The sequence below is a fragment of the Pseudomonas sp. 3JA genome (genome assembly GCF_036961705.1).
In the GTDB taxonomy this organism is placed as follows: domain Bacteria; phylum Pseudomonadota; class Gammaproteobacteria; order Pseudomonadales; family Pseudomonadaceae; genus Aquipseudomonas; species Aquipseudomonas fluorescens_Q.
This window is the reverse complement of sequence record NZ_JBAMDJ010000023.1, coordinates 69,116-84,760: the sequence shown is the minus strand read 5'-3', so window position 1 is coordinate 84,760 and position 15,645 is coordinate 69,116. Positions and strand designations below refer to the sequence as shown.

Here is a 15,645-nt window from a genome sequence, read left to right as displayed (position 1 = left end):
TCATCTCACGGAGCCGCTTCATGAAAGCCATCGCCTACTACCACTCGTTGCCTATCACTGACCCGCAATCGCTCCAGGACATCGAGCTGCCAGAACCGGTCGCCGGTCCCAGGGACCTGCTGGTGGAGGTCAAGGCTATTTCGGTCAACCCGGTGGACACCAAAGTCCGCCAGAACGTCCAGCCCGAAGACGGAGCAGCCAAGGTGCTGGGCTGGGACGTGGCCGGAGTGGTCAAGGCGGTGGGCAGCGAGGTTACGCTGTTCAAGGCCGGGGACCAGGTGTTCTATGCCGGCTCCATCGCCCGGGCCGGCGGCAACAGCGAGTTGCACGTGGTGGATGAGCGCATCGTCGGCCACATGCCCAAGACCCTCGGTTTCGCCGAAGCGGCGGCGCTGCCGCTGACGGCCATTACCGCCTGGGAGTTGTTGTTCGAGCGCCTGCAAATCCAGGAAGGCCAAAGCGACCTGGGCCAGAGCCTGTTGATCGTCGGCGCGGCGGGAGGCGTGGGTTCGATCCTGACGCAACTGGCCAGCCAACTCACCGGGCTGAAGGTGATTGGCACCGCGTCCCGTGTGCAGACCCAGGATTGGGTACACAGCCTGGGGGCCGACCTGGTGATCGACCACAGCCAGCCATTGAGCGAAGTGTTGAAAGAAGCGGGCCAGCCCCAGGTGACTCACGTCGCCAGCCTGACCCAGACCGACCAGCATCTGGACCAGTTGGTTGAAGCCCTCGCGCCCCAGGGCAAACTGGCGCTGATCGACGATCCCAAGGCGCTGGACGTAACCAAGCTCAAGCGCAAGAGCCTGTCGTTGCATTGGGAATTCATGTACACCCGCTCGCTGTTCGAAACGGCCGACATGCTTGAACAGCACAAACTGCTCAACCGCGTGGCCGCCCTGATCGACGCAGGCACACTGAAGACTACGGTTGGCGAACATTTCGGCACCATCAACGCCGAGAACCTGCGCCGGGCGCATGCCTTGCTGGAAAGCGGCAAGTCCAAGGGCAAGATTGTGCTCGAGGGCTTCTGACGGCAGGTCGAAACACTTCACCTGTGGAGAGGGAGCTTGCTCCCTCTCCACAGGTGTTGCATTAACTTGGGACCGCACCGTCAGTCCGAGAATTGATCCTTGTCACAATTGCGATCGCATTCGGGTCTACACTCGAGGCCTTTGCAACGCAATCTTTTCGTGAGGAGGTCAGCAATGAAGATCCTGATAAAAGAAGTGGCAAAATCCCAGTGGCAAGTGCGCCTTGACCAGCACGTCGTCACCTTCCGTACCGAGGCCGAAGCCCAGGCCTTCGCCAGCACCCTGCAAGCGCGGATCCTCGCGCCCCATCATTTCCCCGAACAACAGCAGCGCGCGGTCGGCTGAGTCAGCCCTCGCGACTGGCCTGGGCCAATGCCCGGGCATTTTGCAGGCGACGAGTCAGCATCGCTGCGCCCACCACCAACAGCCCGCAAAGGCTGATGACCAGAGCCATTGGCACGGCGGTGCCGTTATGCAGCGCCGCCACCAACGCGGCTGCCCCGGCGGCGACGGAAAACTGCAGGCATCCCAGCATCGCCGAAGCACTGCCGGCCCGGGCGCCCTGCCCGTTCATGGCGCAGGCCGAGGCATTGGGAAGGATGCAACCCAAGCTCGCGATGCAGATAAACAGTGGAACCAGCAGCGGCCACAACTGCGCAGGTTGCAATGAACTGACGGCCAGCAGGCTCAGCCCCGCGCCCAGGTAGACCCATACCGCGCGGCTCAGCAGGAACGCCGGGCCGCGCTTGGACAGCAGCCGGGCGTTGACCTGCGCAACCAGGATGAAGCCCGCCGCGTTGGTGCCGAACAGCCAACCGAAATGTTCGGCCGGTACACCGTAGAGCTTGATAAAGACGAAAGGCGAACCGGCGATGTAGGCAAACATCCCAGCGATAGCGATCCCCCCCGTCAGCGCATGGCCGAGGAAGACAGCGTCGGTCAATAACCGGCCATATTGGCGCAACGCCCCCGACAACGGTTGCCGAGGCACATAGTCCGGCAAACTTTCCGGCAGCCACAAGGCCACCGCCGTCGACGCCAATGCACTGAACAGGGTCAGGGCAATGAAAATCGACTGCCAGCCATGCAGGTTCACCAGCAACCCGCCCAGCATCGGCGCGAGAATCGGCGCCAGGCCCATCACCAGCATCAACTGCGAAAACACCTTGGCCGAACCCACCGCATCGCATTTGTCGCTGACCACCGCCCGCGAGATCACCATCCCGGCGCATCCACCCAGGGCCTGGACGAAACGGGCGCCGATCAGCCATTCCAGGCTCGGCGCATAGGCGCAGGCCAGGGAGGCCAGAGTGAACAGGCCGACGCCAGTCAGCAGCGGAATGCGCCGCCCGAACCGGTCCGCCACCGGCCCATAGGCCAGTTGCCCGATGGACAAGCCGAGGAAATAGGCCGCCAGGGTCAACTGGATGTGTTTTTCATCGGTACCAAAGGCCGTGGCCATCGCCGGAAAGGCAGGCAGGTAGAAGTCGATCGCCAAGGGACCGAAAGCGCTCAAGGCGCCAAGAATCAGAATGGTACGGAGGTTCATCGGGCGTCCAGCTCAGGCGTCGTTCGACAGCCCGACAGTCTAGCCGTGCCGGACGCTCTTGAACATTCCGATAGGTCGCTAACGATTAAAAAACTTCAAGCAGGGCTGGCCTCATAGCCCTCCTCCTTGATGGCCGCGAGCACGACATCGGCCGGCAACGAACTCTGGACCTGGACAGTCTTGGCGCCCAGGTCGATTTGCACATCGGCCGCCGGGTCCTTGGACTTGAGCGCCTGGGTGATGGCCTTGACACAGTGACCGCAGGACATGCCCTGGACATTGAAAGTTTGCATGAGATAACTCCTTGGGATTGAGGTTGCCAGCAGTCTCAAGCTTGCCATCATGGCAAGGTCAAGTTCTGACAAAAACTGCCGGGCTGGCAATCGGCATCGCGCTCAGCCAAGCTGCACACATCAAGGATTTAACACCGGAGGTTCAGCCATGCGCTGGTCAGCGTTCAGCCTGTTTTGCATGCTCGGTTTTTCAGCGGTGACGCCCCAGGCATCGGCCGCCGGCGAAGACTACGGCGTGTTGATCATTTCTCGCGAGCGCCTGGAAGTGGCGACCAGTTGCGAAATCGGCATCTACATCCAGGATCAGCTCTCGGCCAGGCTGTTCCAGGAGCAAAGCACCTCGTTCAACCTGCCGCCGGGCCAGTTCTCCTTGCGCCTGAAGTTGCTGCCAGGCCAGGCACCGGGGTGCAACCCGGGCATGCTCGCGCCAGGGTCGCAGAACATCACCCTCAAGGCCGGTGACATTCTGAAGTTCCGCATCGCCATGAATGAACAAGGCATGTTCCTCAAGCAGGCGGGGCTCGGTTACTGACACGCCACTTGAACTTGTGGCTCGCTCCCACAGAGGATTGGCGCTTGACCTTGCCAACATGGCAAGGTTGATCCTGTAGTCATTCACTACAGGGAGCGTGACCGATGTCCGAATCCACCACATTCGATCTACCCATTGCCGGCATGACCTGCGCCAGCTGCGCCGGACGGGTCGAGCGGGCCTTGAGCAAAGTCACCGGTGCCAGCGCCGTCAGCGTCAACCTGGCGACGGAACTGGCGCGCGTCCAGGCCCCCGAAGGTAGCCTGCCGGCCTTGAAGCAGGCCGTCGAACAGGCAGGCTATAGCGTTCCGGTGCACACCTTGGAACTGAACATCGAAGGCATGACCTGCGCTTCCTGTGTCGGCCGGGTCGAACGCGCCTTGGGCAAAGTCGACGGTGTGAACAGGGTCAGCGTCAACCTGGCCAATGAGCGGGCCCACCTCGAACTGCTCGGCCAGGTGGATCCACAAAACCTGATCGATGCGGTCAAGCGCGCCGGCTATGACGCCACTGTCTGGCAGGCCGAACAGCCCGCTGACACGCAGGCCAACCGTCTGAACCGCGAGCGCCTGATATTGGTGCTGGCGATTGCGCTGTCGGTGCCGTTGGTATTGCCCATGCTGCTGCAGCCGTTCGGCGTGCACTGGATGCTCCCGGCCTGGGTGCAGTTCGCCCTGGCGACGCCGGTGCAATTCATCTTCGGTGCGCGTTTCTACGTCGCCGCCTTCAAGGCCGTGCGTGCCGGTGCCGGGAACATGGACCTGCTGGTGGCCCTGGGCACCAGCGCCGGCTACGGCTTGAGCCTTTATGAATGGGTGATCGCCCGCCCTGGCGACATGCCGCACCTGTACTTCGAAGCCTCGGCCGTAGTGATCGCCCTGGTACTGCTCGGCAAATATCTGGAAAGCCGCGCCAAGCGACAAACCGCCAGCGCCATCCGCGCCCTCGAAGCCTTGCGTCCGGAACGGGCGATCCAGGTGATCGATGGCCAGGAGCGGGATGTTGCCATCAGTGCCCTGCGCTTGAATGACCTGGTGCTGGTCAAGCCCGGCGAACGCTTCCCGGTGGACGGCGAAGTACTGGAAGGCCAGAGCCACGCCGACGAAGCGCTGATCAGCGGTGAAAGCCTGCCGGTGCCCAAGCAGCCCGGCGACAAAGTCACCGGCGGCGCCATCAACGGCGAAGGTCGGCTGCTGGTACGCACGCTGGCCCTGGGTACCGAAACCGTCCTGGCGCGCATCATCCGCCTGGTAGAAGACGCCCAGGCCGCCAAGGCCCCGATCCAGAAACTGGTGGATAAAGTCAGCCAGGTGTTCGTACCGGTGGTGCTGGTGCTGGCCCTGGCGACGCTCATCGGTTGGTGGCTGTACGGTGCGCCACTGGAAACCGCGCTGATCAACGCCGTCGCCGTGCTAGTGATCGCCTGCCCCTGCGCCTTGGGCCTGGCAACGCCCACGGCGATCATGGCCGGCACCGGCGTGGCCGCGCGTCACGGGATTCTGATCAAGGACGCCGAGGCGCTGGAGCGTGCCCATGAAGTCAACACCGTGGTGTTCGACAAGACCGGCACCCTGACCTCCGGCACACCGCGCATCGCCCACTTGACGGCCCTGGAAGGTGATGAAGACGCGCTGCTGAAAATGGCCGGCGCCCTGCAACGCGGCAGCGAACACCCGCTCGCCAAAGCCGTACTGGATGCCTGCGCCGAGCGCGACCTGGATGTGCCGGATGTCAGCGACAGCCAGTCCCTGGCTGGACGCGGTATCGCCGGCAGCCTCGACGGACGCTGCCTGGCCCTGGGCAATCGACGCCTGCTGGACGAACTGGGCCTGGCCCCCGGCTCGCTGGCCGAGTCGGCACAGGCCTGGGAGACCGAAGGCCGCACGTTGTCCTGGCTGATCGAACAAGGCGCGACGCCTCGGGTGCTGGGCCTGTTCGCCTTCGGTGACACGCTCAAGCCCGGCGCCCTCGCTGCCGTACAGGCCCTCAATGAGCGCCACATCGCCAGTCACTTGCTCACGGGCGATAACCGGGGTAGCGCCCGGGTGGTGGCCGAGGCGCTGGGGATCACCCAGGTCCATGCCGAAGTGCTGCCGGCGGATAAGTCCGCCATCGTCCAGCAGTTGAAAACACACTCGGTAGTGGCGATGGTCGGCGACGGCATCAACGACGCCCCGGCCCTGGCCGCCGCCGATATCGGCATTGCCATGGGCGGCGGCACCGACGTGGCGATGCATGCCGCGGGCATCACCCTCATGCGCGGCGATCCGCGACTGGTGCCGGCGGCGCTGGATATCAGCCGCAAGACCTACGCCAAGATCCGCCAGAACCTGTTCTGGGCGTTCGTCTATAACTTGATCGGCATCCCCCTGGCGGCGTTCGGTTTTCTCAACCCGGTGCTGGCCGGCGCGGCCATGGCGTTGTCGAGCGTCAGCGTGGTCAGCAATGCGTTACTGTTGAAGTTCTGGACACCCAAGCAGTTGGAGGACAAGCGATGAACATCGGCCAAGCGGCCCGCCAGAGTGGCCTGAGCGCGAAGATGATCCGTTACTACGAGTCCATCGGCCTGCTCAAGGCCGCCCATCGCACCGACAGCGGCTACCGGATCTACGGCGCCGATGACCTGCACACCCTGGCGTTCATCAAGCGCTCCCGCGACTTGGGGTTTTCCCTGGAAGAGGTCGGCAAATTGCTGACCCTCTGGCAAGACCGCCAGCGCGCCAGCGCCGACGTCAAGGCCCTGGCCCGGCAACACATCGATGAGCTGAACCAGAAAATCCGCGAACTGGCCGAACTGCGCGACACCCTCCAGGACCTGGTGGAACACTGTCACGGCGACCACCGTCCGGATTGCCCGATCCTCAAGGAACTGGCGTCGGGGTGTTGCCAGGAAAACGCACCCCTCTGACATTCCCAGTGGGAGCGCGGTGGGTCTAGGATTTTGCAGTGCCTACAAAAAACCCGGCCTTGGCCTAATGCTATTCATTCAAGAAAAATGATGGACCTGTGGCGAGGGAGCTTGCTCCCGCTCGGCTGCGAAGCAGTCGTAAACCGGCGGGAGCGGTGTGTCTGACGCTGCGCATTTGGCAGGTTTAGGGGCCGCTTCGCGGCCCAGCGGGAGCAAGCTCCCTCGCCACGGGTTTTGTCGATGGCCTTAAGTGAACAGCATTACGGCCATGGCCGGGTTTCCATTCAGCCGATCATTGCATCCACGGCGGCGGTGGTTCTTCGGTCTTGCCGGGCGGGGCATCATCGGCGGCGCGGACGGCCTGGCGACGTTCCTCGTCCAGGCGCGCGGCCTCGATCTCGCGCATGATCCCGCCGACATCCGCCAGCTCTTCCGGCTCGTCGAACTCGCCGGTCAGCAGGCTGGCCGGGTGTAGGGTACCGGCTTCGTACAACGCCCACATCTCCTTGGCGTACTTGGTGCGTTTGAGCTCCGGAGCGAACCGGCCGAAGTAGGACGCCATGTTGCCCACGTCCCGCTCCAACATGCTGAAAGCATGGTTGTTACCCGCCGCATCCACGGCCTGAGGCAGGTCGATGATCACCGGCCCGGTTGGCGTGAGCAGGACGTTGAACTCCGACAGGTCGCCGTGCACCAGACCGGTACACAACATCAGCACGATCTGGGAAATCAGATAGGCGTGATATTCACGGGCCTGGTCCGGCTCCAGCACCACGTCGTTCAGACGCGGCGCCGCATCGCCGTACTCGTCGGCCACCAGTTCCATCAGCAGCACGCCTTCAAGGAAGTCGTACGGCTTGGGCACGCGCACACCCGCGCTGGCCAGGCGGAACAGTGCCGCCACTTCGGCATTCTGCCAGGCGTCCTCGGTTTCCTTGCGCCCGAACTTCGAGCCCTTGGCCATGGCCCGGGCCTGACGGCTGTTGCGGACCTTGCGGCCCTCCTGGTATTCGGCCGCCTGACGAAAACTTCGCTTGTTCGCCTCCTTGTAGACCTTCGCGCAACGTAGCTCGTTGCCGCAGCGCACCACATAAACAGCTGCTTCTTTACCACTCATGAGTGGGCGCAGCACCTCGTCGACCAGACCGTCCTCGATCAGGGGTTCAATGCGTTTTGGAGTCTTCATCAGCTTTTATTGTGGGTCCTTTATTACCAAACACGCGAATGACAGTCGTTATACGGCAATCCTTCCTCCACGGGGAGGGGTTGCCGACCTATGAACTTGCGATGCACACAATGTGCCTGATTAATCGACCGAGCCGAATCATAGCCGAGACCGGACTTGGCGTTGGCAACTGAATGCGAAGGCATTTGCGACAAGAGCTGACAGCCGTGCCTACCGTCGGTTGTAAGCGATGCGACGACTCAATGCTTGAACAGTTCCCCCGGCGTAAAGCCGAACATCCCCTTGAACGCGGCAATGAACGCGGACGTTGAATCATAGCCACAGGACAACGCAGCGCTGGTGACGCTGTCGCCCTGCTCCAGCGACCCCAGGGACGACAACAGGCGCATGCGCTGGCGCCAGGCGCGAAAGCTCAGGCCGGTCTCGCGCTGAAACAGGCGCATCAGGGTTTTTTCCGACGTACCCAGACGCTCAGCCCAGGCGTGCAAGGTGACGTTCTGCTCAGGCTGTTCGATCAACTCGTTACACAGCCCCAGCAGACGGGCATGTCGCGGCAGCGGCAGGGAGAATCCCACTTCCGGCAGGGCCGCCAGCTGGTCCAGCAACACCTGCACCAACCGTTGTTCCTGGGTATCGCCTTGCGGGTAATCGACCGGAAGCTGACAGAACACCTTGATCAACTCACGGGCCAGTGGCGTGACTTCCAGCACCCGACAGCGTTCATCGGCCCAGGGGCAGGCGTGACGATGGACATACAAGCTGCGCATTTCCGCTCGAGTGGAGGTCACCACATGGTGTTCAAGGTCGGCCGGGATCCAGATGCCCCGTTGTGGCGGGGCAAAGAAGCTACCCGCGGCGGTGTGTACGCCGAGAACGCCGCTGATGGCGTAGGAAAATTGCACCCAGTCATGACGATGGGCTTGCGTCCAGGAACCGGCGCTCAAGCTTTCGACGCGGGCATACAGCGGCCTCGGCAATTGCGCCAGGTCGGGGATACGTCGTTCCAGCTGCTGGTGTCCGTTAGGCGGCATTGATTGGCCTTATGTCGCAAGACGACTAGTGAGGACGACGTTAGGCTAAGTCGACTTTTCTTACAACTTGCGGTGCCCTATGCATATCCTCAGACACCTCAAACGCATGGTGACCGACTGGTTCCTGTGCGGCATGGTGCTCGCCACGCTGCTGGCGTACTTCTTTCCCACCTTTGGCGCCACGGGCGGTGCCATGCATGCCGAATGGGTGGTCAACATCGGCATCTTCGTGGTGTTCTTCCTGCACGGGGTCAACCTGTCCGGCGAACAGATCCGCCACGGTTTGAAGAACATCCGCCTGCATGTGATGGTGCAGGGTTTCACCTTTGGCGTGTTTCCATTGATCTGGCTGATCAGCCACTGGCTAGTCGGCAGCCATGTGCCTGCGCTGTTGATGCTGGGGTTCTTCTACCTGTGCGCCCTGCCCTCGACGATTTCTTCCTCGGTGGCCCTGACTGGCAGTGCAAAAGGTAACGTGCCGGCGGCGATTCTCAACGCGAGCCTGTCCAGCGTACTGGGGATTTTCCTGACACCGCTGCTGGTCAGTTTCGTGGTCGGCAGCGGCGCCGGAGGTATCGACCTGGGGTCAACCTTGCTCGACCTGTGCCTGATGTTGCTGCTGCCACTGGTGCTGGGGCAGTTCCTGCGGCGTTGGCTGGCCGGCTTTTTCGGTCGGTATAAACGCTACACCAGCATCATCGACAAGCTGGTGATCCTGCTGCTGGTCTACGCGGCGTTCTGCAACTCGATGGTATCCGGCATCTGGCAACAGCAAGGCCACGGTGTGCTCTTGAGCGCTGTGCTTGGCAGTGCCGTACTGTTGGCGATCATCTTGTGGGCGACCACCCGCACCGCCCGCGCCCTGCACTTCAGCAGCGCCGATGAGGTTGCCGCGGTGTTCTGTGCCAGCAAGAAATCCCTCGCCGCCGGAGTGCCCATGGCGGCGTTGATTTTCGGCAACCATCCCGGCCTGGGGCTGATCCTGCTGCCGATCATGATCTATCACCCGCTGCAGTTGATCGTCTGCTCGATCCTCGCCGAGCGCTACGCCAGCCATCACCGGGAACTGGCGTCCCGCCAGGACGGCGCGGTCCTCAACGCTCGATAATCGCCGTCACCCCCTGGCCTGCGGCGGCGCAGATGGAGATCAAGCCGCGACCTCGCCCGGCGGCATCAAGCAACTTGGCGAGGTTGGCGACAATGCGCCCGCCCGTGGCGGCAAACGGGTGCCCGGCGGCCAGGGAACTGCCCTTGACGTTCAACCGGCTGCGGTCGATGGACCCGAGTGGCGCGTCGAGGCCCAGGCGCGTCTTGCAGTAGTCCGGGTCTTCCCAGGCCTTCAGCGTGCATAACACTTGGGCGGCGAACGCTTCATGGATCTCGTAGTAGTCAAAGTCCTGCAAGGTCAAGCCGTTGCGCGCCAGCAACCGCGGCACGGCGTAGACCGGGGCCATCAACAGTCCTTCGGCGCCATTGACGAAATCCACCGCCGCCGTTTCGCCGTCGCGCAGGTACGCCAGGATCGGCAGGCCTCGGGCCTTGGCCCACTCTTCGCTGCCCAGCAGCACCAACGAAGCGCCATCGGTCAGTGGCGTGGAGTTGCCCGCCGTCATTGTGCCCTTGGCGCTTTTTTCGAAGGCCGGCTTGAGGGCAGCGAGTTTTTCCAGGGTCAGGTCCGGGCGCAGGTTGTTGTCCCGGGTCAGGCCAAGAAACGGTGTCATCAAGTCGTTCTGCCAACCTTCGGCATAGGACGCGGCCATTTTCTGATGGCTTTCCAGGGCCAACTGGTCTTGCGCCTCCCGGGGGATCTGCCAGGTCTGGGCCATCAATTCGCAATGCTCCCCCATGTTCAGGCCGGTGCGCGGTTCGTTGATGCGCGGCAGGTCGGGGACGAGGTGCTGGGGACGCAGTTGCAGGAAGGTCTTGATCTTGTCGGCGGTGGTCTTGGCGCGATTGGCTTGCAGCAGGATCCTGCGCAGGCCTTCATTGACCGCGATCGGCGCATCCGAGGTGGTGTCGACGCCACCGGCTATGCCGCTGTCGATCTGCCCCAGGGCGATCTTGTTGGCCACCAGCAGCACCGTTTCCAGCCCGGTGCCACAGGCCTGTTGTACGTCATAGGCCGGCGTCATCGGTGACAGCCGCGAGCCGAGCACGCATTCGCGGGTCATGTTCATATCCCGGGAGTGCTTGAGCACCGCACCGGCAGCCACTTCGCCGATGTGCAAGCCATGCAGGTTGTAGCGTTCGATCAGCCCCTCGAGGGCAGCCGTCAACATCGCCTGGTTGCTGGCGGTGGCATAGGCCCCGTTGGAGCGGGCGAACGGAATGCGGTTACCACCGATGATCGCGACGCGGCGTAGTTGTGTCATGAAGAACTCCCCTGTGTAGGTCTAGTGCCCTATGAAGACTCAACCGAACGCTGTGGGAGCAAACTTTGCTCCCACAGGAATTCGGTGCCCTGGAAAAAGCGCTCCCGCTCAAGCTTAGGCTTTATCTCGCCAATCGAACGACTGATTGCCAATCATGGTCCACACTTGGAACCTCATCAGCCGGAGTGTGTTCCATGTCTGACCGTTATATCGACTTCGCCAATTCGCCCATTGGCCGGCGCATGGTCGGGTCCCTCGGCCTGCCATCGCCGGTGCGCCTGGAACGCTGGCAGGCCGGGCGCCTGCGGCCGATCGAAGGCGCATTGCTACTGGGCGGCGGGCCGTTGACCGAACAGATCGGCACGTTTGCCAAGCGCCTGACCGACAGCATTTTCATCTACGGCGGCGAGCCGACCCTGGCCACCGAGTGGATCCCCGGCCATGGCCCGAAAATCAAGGCGGTGGTGTACGACGCCAGCCATTTGCTGCAGGTCGACCAGCTCAAGCAGTTGCGGGAATTTTTCCAGCCGCTGATGAAAAACCTCGACCACAGCGCCCATGTCGTCATCCTCGGTCGCGCGCCAGAAAGTCTTGCCGACCCATTCGCCGCCAGTGCCCAGCGGGCGTTGGAGGGTTTCAGCCGTTCCCTGGCCAAAGAGCTGCGCCACGGTGGGACGCTGCAACTGCTGTACGTCGGCGACGGCGCCGAAGCCCAGTTGGAAGGCGCACTGCGGTTTTTCCTGTCGCCCAAGAGCGCCTTCATCTCCGGGCAGGTCATTCGCCTCAACGCCTGTGACACCCAGGTCCAGGACTGGACCCGACCACTGACTGGGCTCAAGGCACTGGTCACCGGTGCAGCCCGTGGGATCGGCGCTTCCATCGCCGAAACCCTGGCCCGTGATGGCGCCGACGTGATCCTGCTGGACGTGCCGCAGGCCAAGACCGACCTCGACGCCCTGGCGGCGCGCTTGAGCGGGCGCAGCGTCACACTGGATATCTGCGCCGAAGATGCCGCCGCCCAGTTGATCGAGCACCTGCCCGACGGCGTCGACATCCTGGTGCACAACGCCGGCATCACCCGGGACAAGACCCTCGCCAACATGACCCCGGAATTCTGGGACGCCGTGTTGGCCGTCAACCTCAACGCCCCGCAAGTGCTGACCAAGGCCCTGCTCGACAGCGGCACCCTGCGCGACAATGGCCGGGTCGTGCTACTGGCCTCCATCAGCGGCATTGCCGGCAACCGTGGGCAAACCAACTATGCGGCGAGCAAGGCCGGGCTGATCGGCCTGGCCCAGGCCTGGGCGCCACTGCTGCAACCCCGGGGCATCAGCATCAACGCTGTGGCACCGGGCTTCATTGAAACCCGCATGACCGCCGAGATCCCCTTCGCTTTGCGCGAGGCCGGGCGACGCATGAGCTCCCTCGGCCAGGGCGGCCTGCCTCAAGATGTCGCCGAAGCCGTGGCCTGGCTCGCGCAACCGGGCACGGGTGCCGTGACCGGCCAGGCCCTGCGGGTATGCGGGCAAAGCCTTCTGGGAGCGTGACCATGACGATCCAATGGCATGAAGTCAGCAGCCCGCCCTCCATGTCCGGGCTTTATTCGAAAGCGGCGACACGGCGCAAGGTCACCGGAACGACCCTGCCCGAGGAAGGGCTGCGTCAAGTGCTTCAGGTCGACCCGCAACGCCTGGCGGCCTATCGCAAAGTCTGCGGGTTCGTCGATAACGGACTGCTGCCGCCGACCTATCCCCACGTCTTGGCGTTTGCCCTGCAAATGCAATTGCTCACCGCGCGGAACTTTCCATTCCCACTGCTGGGGCTGATCCACTTGAGCAACCGCATTCGTGTATTGCGGCCCATGGGCGGGGTTGGCCAAGTGCGTGCCAGCGTCAATGTCGAGAATCTTCAAGCCCACCCCAAGGGCGCGGTATTCGACCTGGTGACCCGCCTCGATGATCAGTTGGGGCCGCTATGGGAGGCCCAGAGCCAGATGCTTTGCAAAGGCGTCCAGCTCGACGGGGCACTTGTGGAGGACTCACCGCAGGCCAGCCGGCCCTTGATTGAAGTCGCGCACTGGACCGCACCGGCAGACATCGGGCGGCAATATGCCAAAGTGTCTGGCGACTACAACCCCATTCACCTGAGCGGCATCAGCGCCCGGTTGTTCGGCTTCCCCACCGCCATCGCCCATGGCCTGTGGAACAAGGCCAGGACCCTCGCGGCACTGGACGATCACTTGCCCGAGGCCAACATCGAGATCGAAGTGACCTTCAAGAAACCGGTGCGCCTGCCCAGCGAGGTGACGCTGCTGGCGAGTGCGGCGGGCTCCAGTGGACAGCTGCAACTGGTGGGGACCGGAGCGCTGGAGCATATGGTGGGAGAGTGGCGGCCGGTGACCTGAGCAGCCTTCCCTAATGTGGGAGCGAGCTTGCTCGCGATGGCAGTGGCTCAGCCTCCCCCATCTTGAATTCGCCGTGCTCAGCGCGGCGGGTAGTTGGACAGGATTCGCCCAACCGTCTCGCGCACGGCCGTGTTGCGGTCAGCCGGGTTGGGGGAATTGCTGAGCAGTTGTTCGTCACTGCCACGCCACACCAGCTTGCCGTCCTTGCCATCGAGCAGGTCGATCTGCACGGTGGCGACCTTGTAGCTGATGTTGCGGGTTTCGTTGTACATCGGCCCGCCCCAATAGCCATTCCAAGGGCCGCCCCAGCCGCCGCCGTAGTGGGTGGTGACCTGCTGCTGGCGGTCCTCGACGATCAAATAGGCCTGGACCAGCACATCGCCATGCCCGCCAGCCGCCGGACGCAAGCCGCGCTGGTCGAGTTGATCGGCAACCGCCTGGCGGATCCGCTGTTCGGTCAGGTCGCTCTTGATGCGAGGGTCATCGGGGCGATATTGCAGCGCCGGGTCTTTCCAGCTCCAACTGCGATACGCCGCGAAATCGCGGCTGGTGTCGAAATCATGGTTGACCTGATTAGAGGCACAAGCGCCCAACAATAGGGTGAAGGCCAGTAGAGCAAGACGGCGAAACATGGTTTTTCTCCGTTGCGTAATCAACTTGGAGGATACGCCGACATGGCTTTTTCCACTGCGGCACGAATGGCATCGGTGCGCTCGCTTTGACTGCCCCGCTGGCCGGTCTCGGCGCTGGCGCTCCATACCGGTTGCCCCGTGCGGGCATCGAACAGATCCACCCGCACCACCACGACCTGCTCCTGATACGTGCGCACCATCGGCACCGGATGGTACATCCCATAACCCGGGCCATAGCGGTCATAACGGTTATAGCCGCCGTAGTAACCGGCATCGTAGTCGTCGCGGACCTGGCGCACGCGGGTTTCCAGACGCAGGTCGGCGCTGACGAACAGGTCGGCGGGCCGGTTGTCATGCAGCGGGCGCAGGCCACGCTGGTCCAGGGCATTGCTCACCGCTTCGGCCACTTGGGCCGAATCCGCCCAGGCGGAACCCGACGGCAGGCGCCCGTCGCGCCAGGCCCAACTGCGATAGCGCCCATAGTCACGGGGCGGCGCAGGGTAAGCGCTGCGGTCGAACACCGTGGCGGCCCCGGCCGGCGCCGGCGGCAGTGGATTGGACGTGGCGACATAGGGGTTGCTGCCCTGGCAGGCCGCCAGTCCCAGGCACAGCATCAACAACCCTGAACGACCTTTCATTTCGCTCTCCGGTCACACTGGACGGCAGATCCAGTGCAGATAACGTCCCAACCCGGCAAACGCCGGATGGCGACGGTGGGCCAGTTCCATTTCCAGCAACTGCGCAAGCTCCACGCGGCCCTGGAACTCCACCGGCATATAGTCATGGAAAACCCGCACGCCACTCTGGTTTTCGACCTGCCACAGGCCTTCAAGTTGCGCCGCCAACTCTCGTGGATCAAGAGGTTGTTGCGGCGTCAGGCTCTGTTTTTCGCCGGCCATGTCATTTTTGCGCAACTTGCGAAAATGCCCCTTGAGCAGGTTGCGATAGACCAGCGCGTCGCGGTTGTAGAATGCCAGGGACAGCCAGCCGCCAGGGACCGTGAGTTGATGCAGCACTGGCAGGATCGCGTGAGGTTCGGCCAGCCATTCCAGCACCGCGTGACACAACACCAGGTCGTAAGGTTCAGTGAGCTGGCCGAGCAGGTCCTGCCACGGCGCCTGGATGAACGTGGCGCTCTGGCCCGCCTCGGCAAAGCGCTGGCGGGCGCCTTCGAGCATGGGCTCGGCCGGCTCAGCCAGGGTCACCTGGTGACCGCGTTCGGCCAGCCACAACGACATGTGGCCCAGGCCGGCGCCGATGTCCAGCACGCGCAATGGACGCTGTGGCAAGGCTTCCAGCAGATCGGCCTGAAGCACCGCCAGGCGGATCGCGCCCTTGGCCCCACCGTAGATTTTTTCGGCAAAACGCGTGGCGAGCTGATCGAAATGACGGTCGCTCATTGGCCGAACCGCCGTTCGCTGTCAGCCAGTTTGCTGCGCACCACGGCGTCCATGTCCAGGCCCAGTTCGCTGCAAAGCAGCAACAGGTACAACACGATGTCACCGACCTCCTGCCCGGCGTGGGCCAGTTTGTCCGCCGGCAACTGGCGCGACTGGTCCTCGGTCAGCCACTGGAAAATCTCCACCAGTTCGGCCATTTCCACACTGGCGGCCATGGCGAGGTTTTTCGGGCTGTGGAATTGCCGCCAGTCGTTACGGTCACGAATGGCATGCAGGCGTTCGGTCAGTTCAACAAGGTTCATCG

At 63.2% G+C, this 15,645-nt stretch carries 17 protein-coding genes; 8 read left to right on the top strand and 9 right to left on the bottom strand.

The window, feature by feature from the left end; genetic code table 11:
- Window positions 1-20: 20 nt before the first annotated feature.
- Window positions 21-1,034: a zinc-binding alcohol dehydrogenase family protein gene (locus V7773_RS18625; protein WP_092147105.1), complete on the top strand. Its 1,014-nt coding sequence runs from the start codon at window positions 21-23 to the stop codon at window positions 1,032-1,034.
- 174 nt (window positions 1,035-1,208) lie between these two features.
- Window positions 1,209-1,379, top strand: coding sequence for a hypothetical protein (locus tag V7773_RS18620; protein WP_170845930.1), 171 nt, complete (start codon window positions 1,209-1,211; stop codon window positions 1,377-1,379).
- A 1-nt stretch (window position 1,380) separates the two neighbouring features.
- Here V7773_RS18620 and V7773_RS18615 read toward each other — a convergent pair whose 3' ends face one another.
- Window positions 1,381-2,583, bottom strand: a complete 1,203-nt coding sequence (locus V7773_RS18615) for a multidrug effflux MFS transporter (RefSeq protein ID WP_336074423.1) — start codon at window positions 2,581-2,583, stop codon at window positions 1,381-1,383.
- Between the two features lie 95 nt (window positions 2,584-2,678).
- Complete coding sequence (locus tag V7773_RS18610) at window positions 2,679-2,876, bottom strand: heavy-metal-associated domain-containing protein (protein ID WP_092413210.1); 198 nt, start codon at window positions 2,874-2,876, stop codon at window positions 2,679-2,681.
- Window positions 2,877-3,024: 148 nt separating this feature from the next.
- Between V7773_RS18610 and V7773_RS18605 the strand changes: the two genes are divergently transcribed.
- The 3 genes from V7773_RS18605 to cueR all read left to right on the top strand — a co-directional run bounded on the left by V7773_RS18605 (window position 3,025) and on the right by cueR (window position 6,316).
- A complete protein-coding gene (locus V7773_RS18605) occupies window positions 3,025-3,408 on the top strand; it encodes a hypothetical protein (RefSeq protein ID WP_336074421.1) in 384 nt (127 codons plus the stop codon).
- A gap of 104 nt (window positions 3,409-3,512) precedes the next feature.
- Window positions 3,513-5,906 carry a heavy metal translocating P-type ATPase gene (locus V7773_RS18600; protein ID WP_336074419.1) on the top strand — a complete coding sequence of 798 codons (2,394 nt, stop codon included), beginning with the start codon at window positions 3,513-3,515 and terminating at the stop codon, window positions 5,904-5,906.
- Complete coding sequence (gene cueR, locus V7773_RS18595) at window positions 5,903-6,316, top strand: Cu(I)-responsive transcriptional regulator (RefSeq protein WP_063323097.1); 414 nt, start codon at window positions 5,903-5,905, stop codon at window positions 6,314-6,316. Before V7773_RS18600 ends, cueR begins: the two co-directional genes overlap by 4 nt.
- A 292-nt stretch (window positions 6,317-6,608) precedes the next feature.
- Here the strand turns inward: cueR and V7773_RS18590 are convergent, their stop codons facing one another.
- Together V7773_RS18590 and V7773_RS18585 are read right to left on the bottom strand one after the other, a co-directional pair.
- Complete coding sequence (locus tag V7773_RS18590; protein ID WP_109752290.1) at window positions 6,609-7,502, bottom strand: PA4780 family RIO1-like protein kinase; 894 nt, start codon at window positions 7,500-7,502, stop codon at window positions 6,609-6,611.
- Window positions 7,503-7,741: 239 nt separating this feature from the next.
- Window positions 7,742-8,533 (bottom strand): AraC family transcriptional regulator, encoded by a 792-nt coding sequence (locus V7773_RS18585; protein ID WP_336074416.1) that lies wholly within the window; start codon window positions 8,531-8,533, stop codon window positions 7,742-7,744.
- Between the two features lie 79 nt (window positions 8,534-8,612).
- Between V7773_RS18585 and V7773_RS18580 the strand changes: the two genes are divergently transcribed.
- On the top strand, window positions 8,613-9,641 hold the full coding sequence (locus V7773_RS18580; RefSeq protein ID WP_092347207.1) for a bile acid:sodium symporter family protein: 1,029 nt from the start codon (window positions 8,613-8,615) through the stop codon (window positions 9,639-9,641).
- On the opposite strand, the gene V7773_RS18575 is transcribed toward V7773_RS18580, so the two are convergent.
- Window positions 9,628-10,905, bottom strand: coding sequence for an acetyl-CoA C-acetyltransferase (locus V7773_RS18575; protein ID WP_063323100.1), 1,278 nt, complete (start codon window positions 10,903-10,905; stop codon window positions 9,628-9,630). The two genes, V7773_RS18580 and V7773_RS18575, sit on opposite strands and share 14 nt — an antisense overlap.
- A gap of 194 nt (window positions 10,906-11,099) precedes the next feature.
- On the opposite strand from V7773_RS18575, the gene V7773_RS18570 reads away from it, so the two are divergent.
- Entirely contained in the window at window positions 11,100-12,452 is a 1,353-nt protein-coding gene (locus V7773_RS18570) for a 3-oxoacyl-ACP reductase (protein WP_336074414.1), read from the top strand.
- Between the two features lie 2 nt (window positions 12,453-12,454).
- The gene (locus tag V7773_RS18565) at window positions 12,455-13,309 is read left to right on the top strand and encodes a MaoC family dehydratase (RefSeq protein WP_336074412.1); all 855 of its coding nucleotides are present in this window, start codon (window positions 12,455-12,457) and stop codon (window positions 13,307-13,309) included.
- A gap of 77 nt (window positions 13,310-13,386) precedes the next feature.
- On the opposite strand, the gene V7773_RS18560 is transcribed toward V7773_RS18565, so the two are convergent.
- From V7773_RS18560 to V7773_RS18545, 4 genes are read right to left on the bottom strand one after another with little or no spacing between them, the layout of a single operon-like run.
- Complete coding sequence (locus tag V7773_RS18560) at window positions 13,387-13,941, bottom strand: DUF4136 domain-containing protein (RefSeq protein WP_092147088.1); 555 nt, start codon at window positions 13,939-13,941, stop codon at window positions 13,387-13,389.
- A gap of 20 nt (window positions 13,942-13,961) precedes the next feature.
- The gene (locus V7773_RS18555; RefSeq protein WP_336074410.1) at window positions 13,962-14,579 is read right to left on the bottom strand and encodes a DUF4136 domain-containing protein; all 618 of its coding nucleotides are present in this window, start codon (window positions 14,577-14,579) and stop codon (window positions 13,962-13,964) included.
- Between the two features lie 12 nt (window positions 14,580-14,591).
- Entirely contained in the window at window positions 14,592-15,341 is a 750-nt protein-coding gene (locus V7773_RS18550; RefSeq protein WP_063323105.1) for a methyltransferase, read from the bottom strand.
- Window positions 15,338-15,643, bottom strand: a complete 306-nt coding sequence (locus V7773_RS18545; protein ID WP_003186192.1) for a MazG-like family protein — start codon at window positions 15,641-15,643, stop codon at window positions 15,338-15,340. Before V7773_RS18545 ends, V7773_RS18550 begins: the two co-directional genes overlap by 4 nt.
- Window positions 15,644-15,645: the final 2 nt, after the last annotated feature.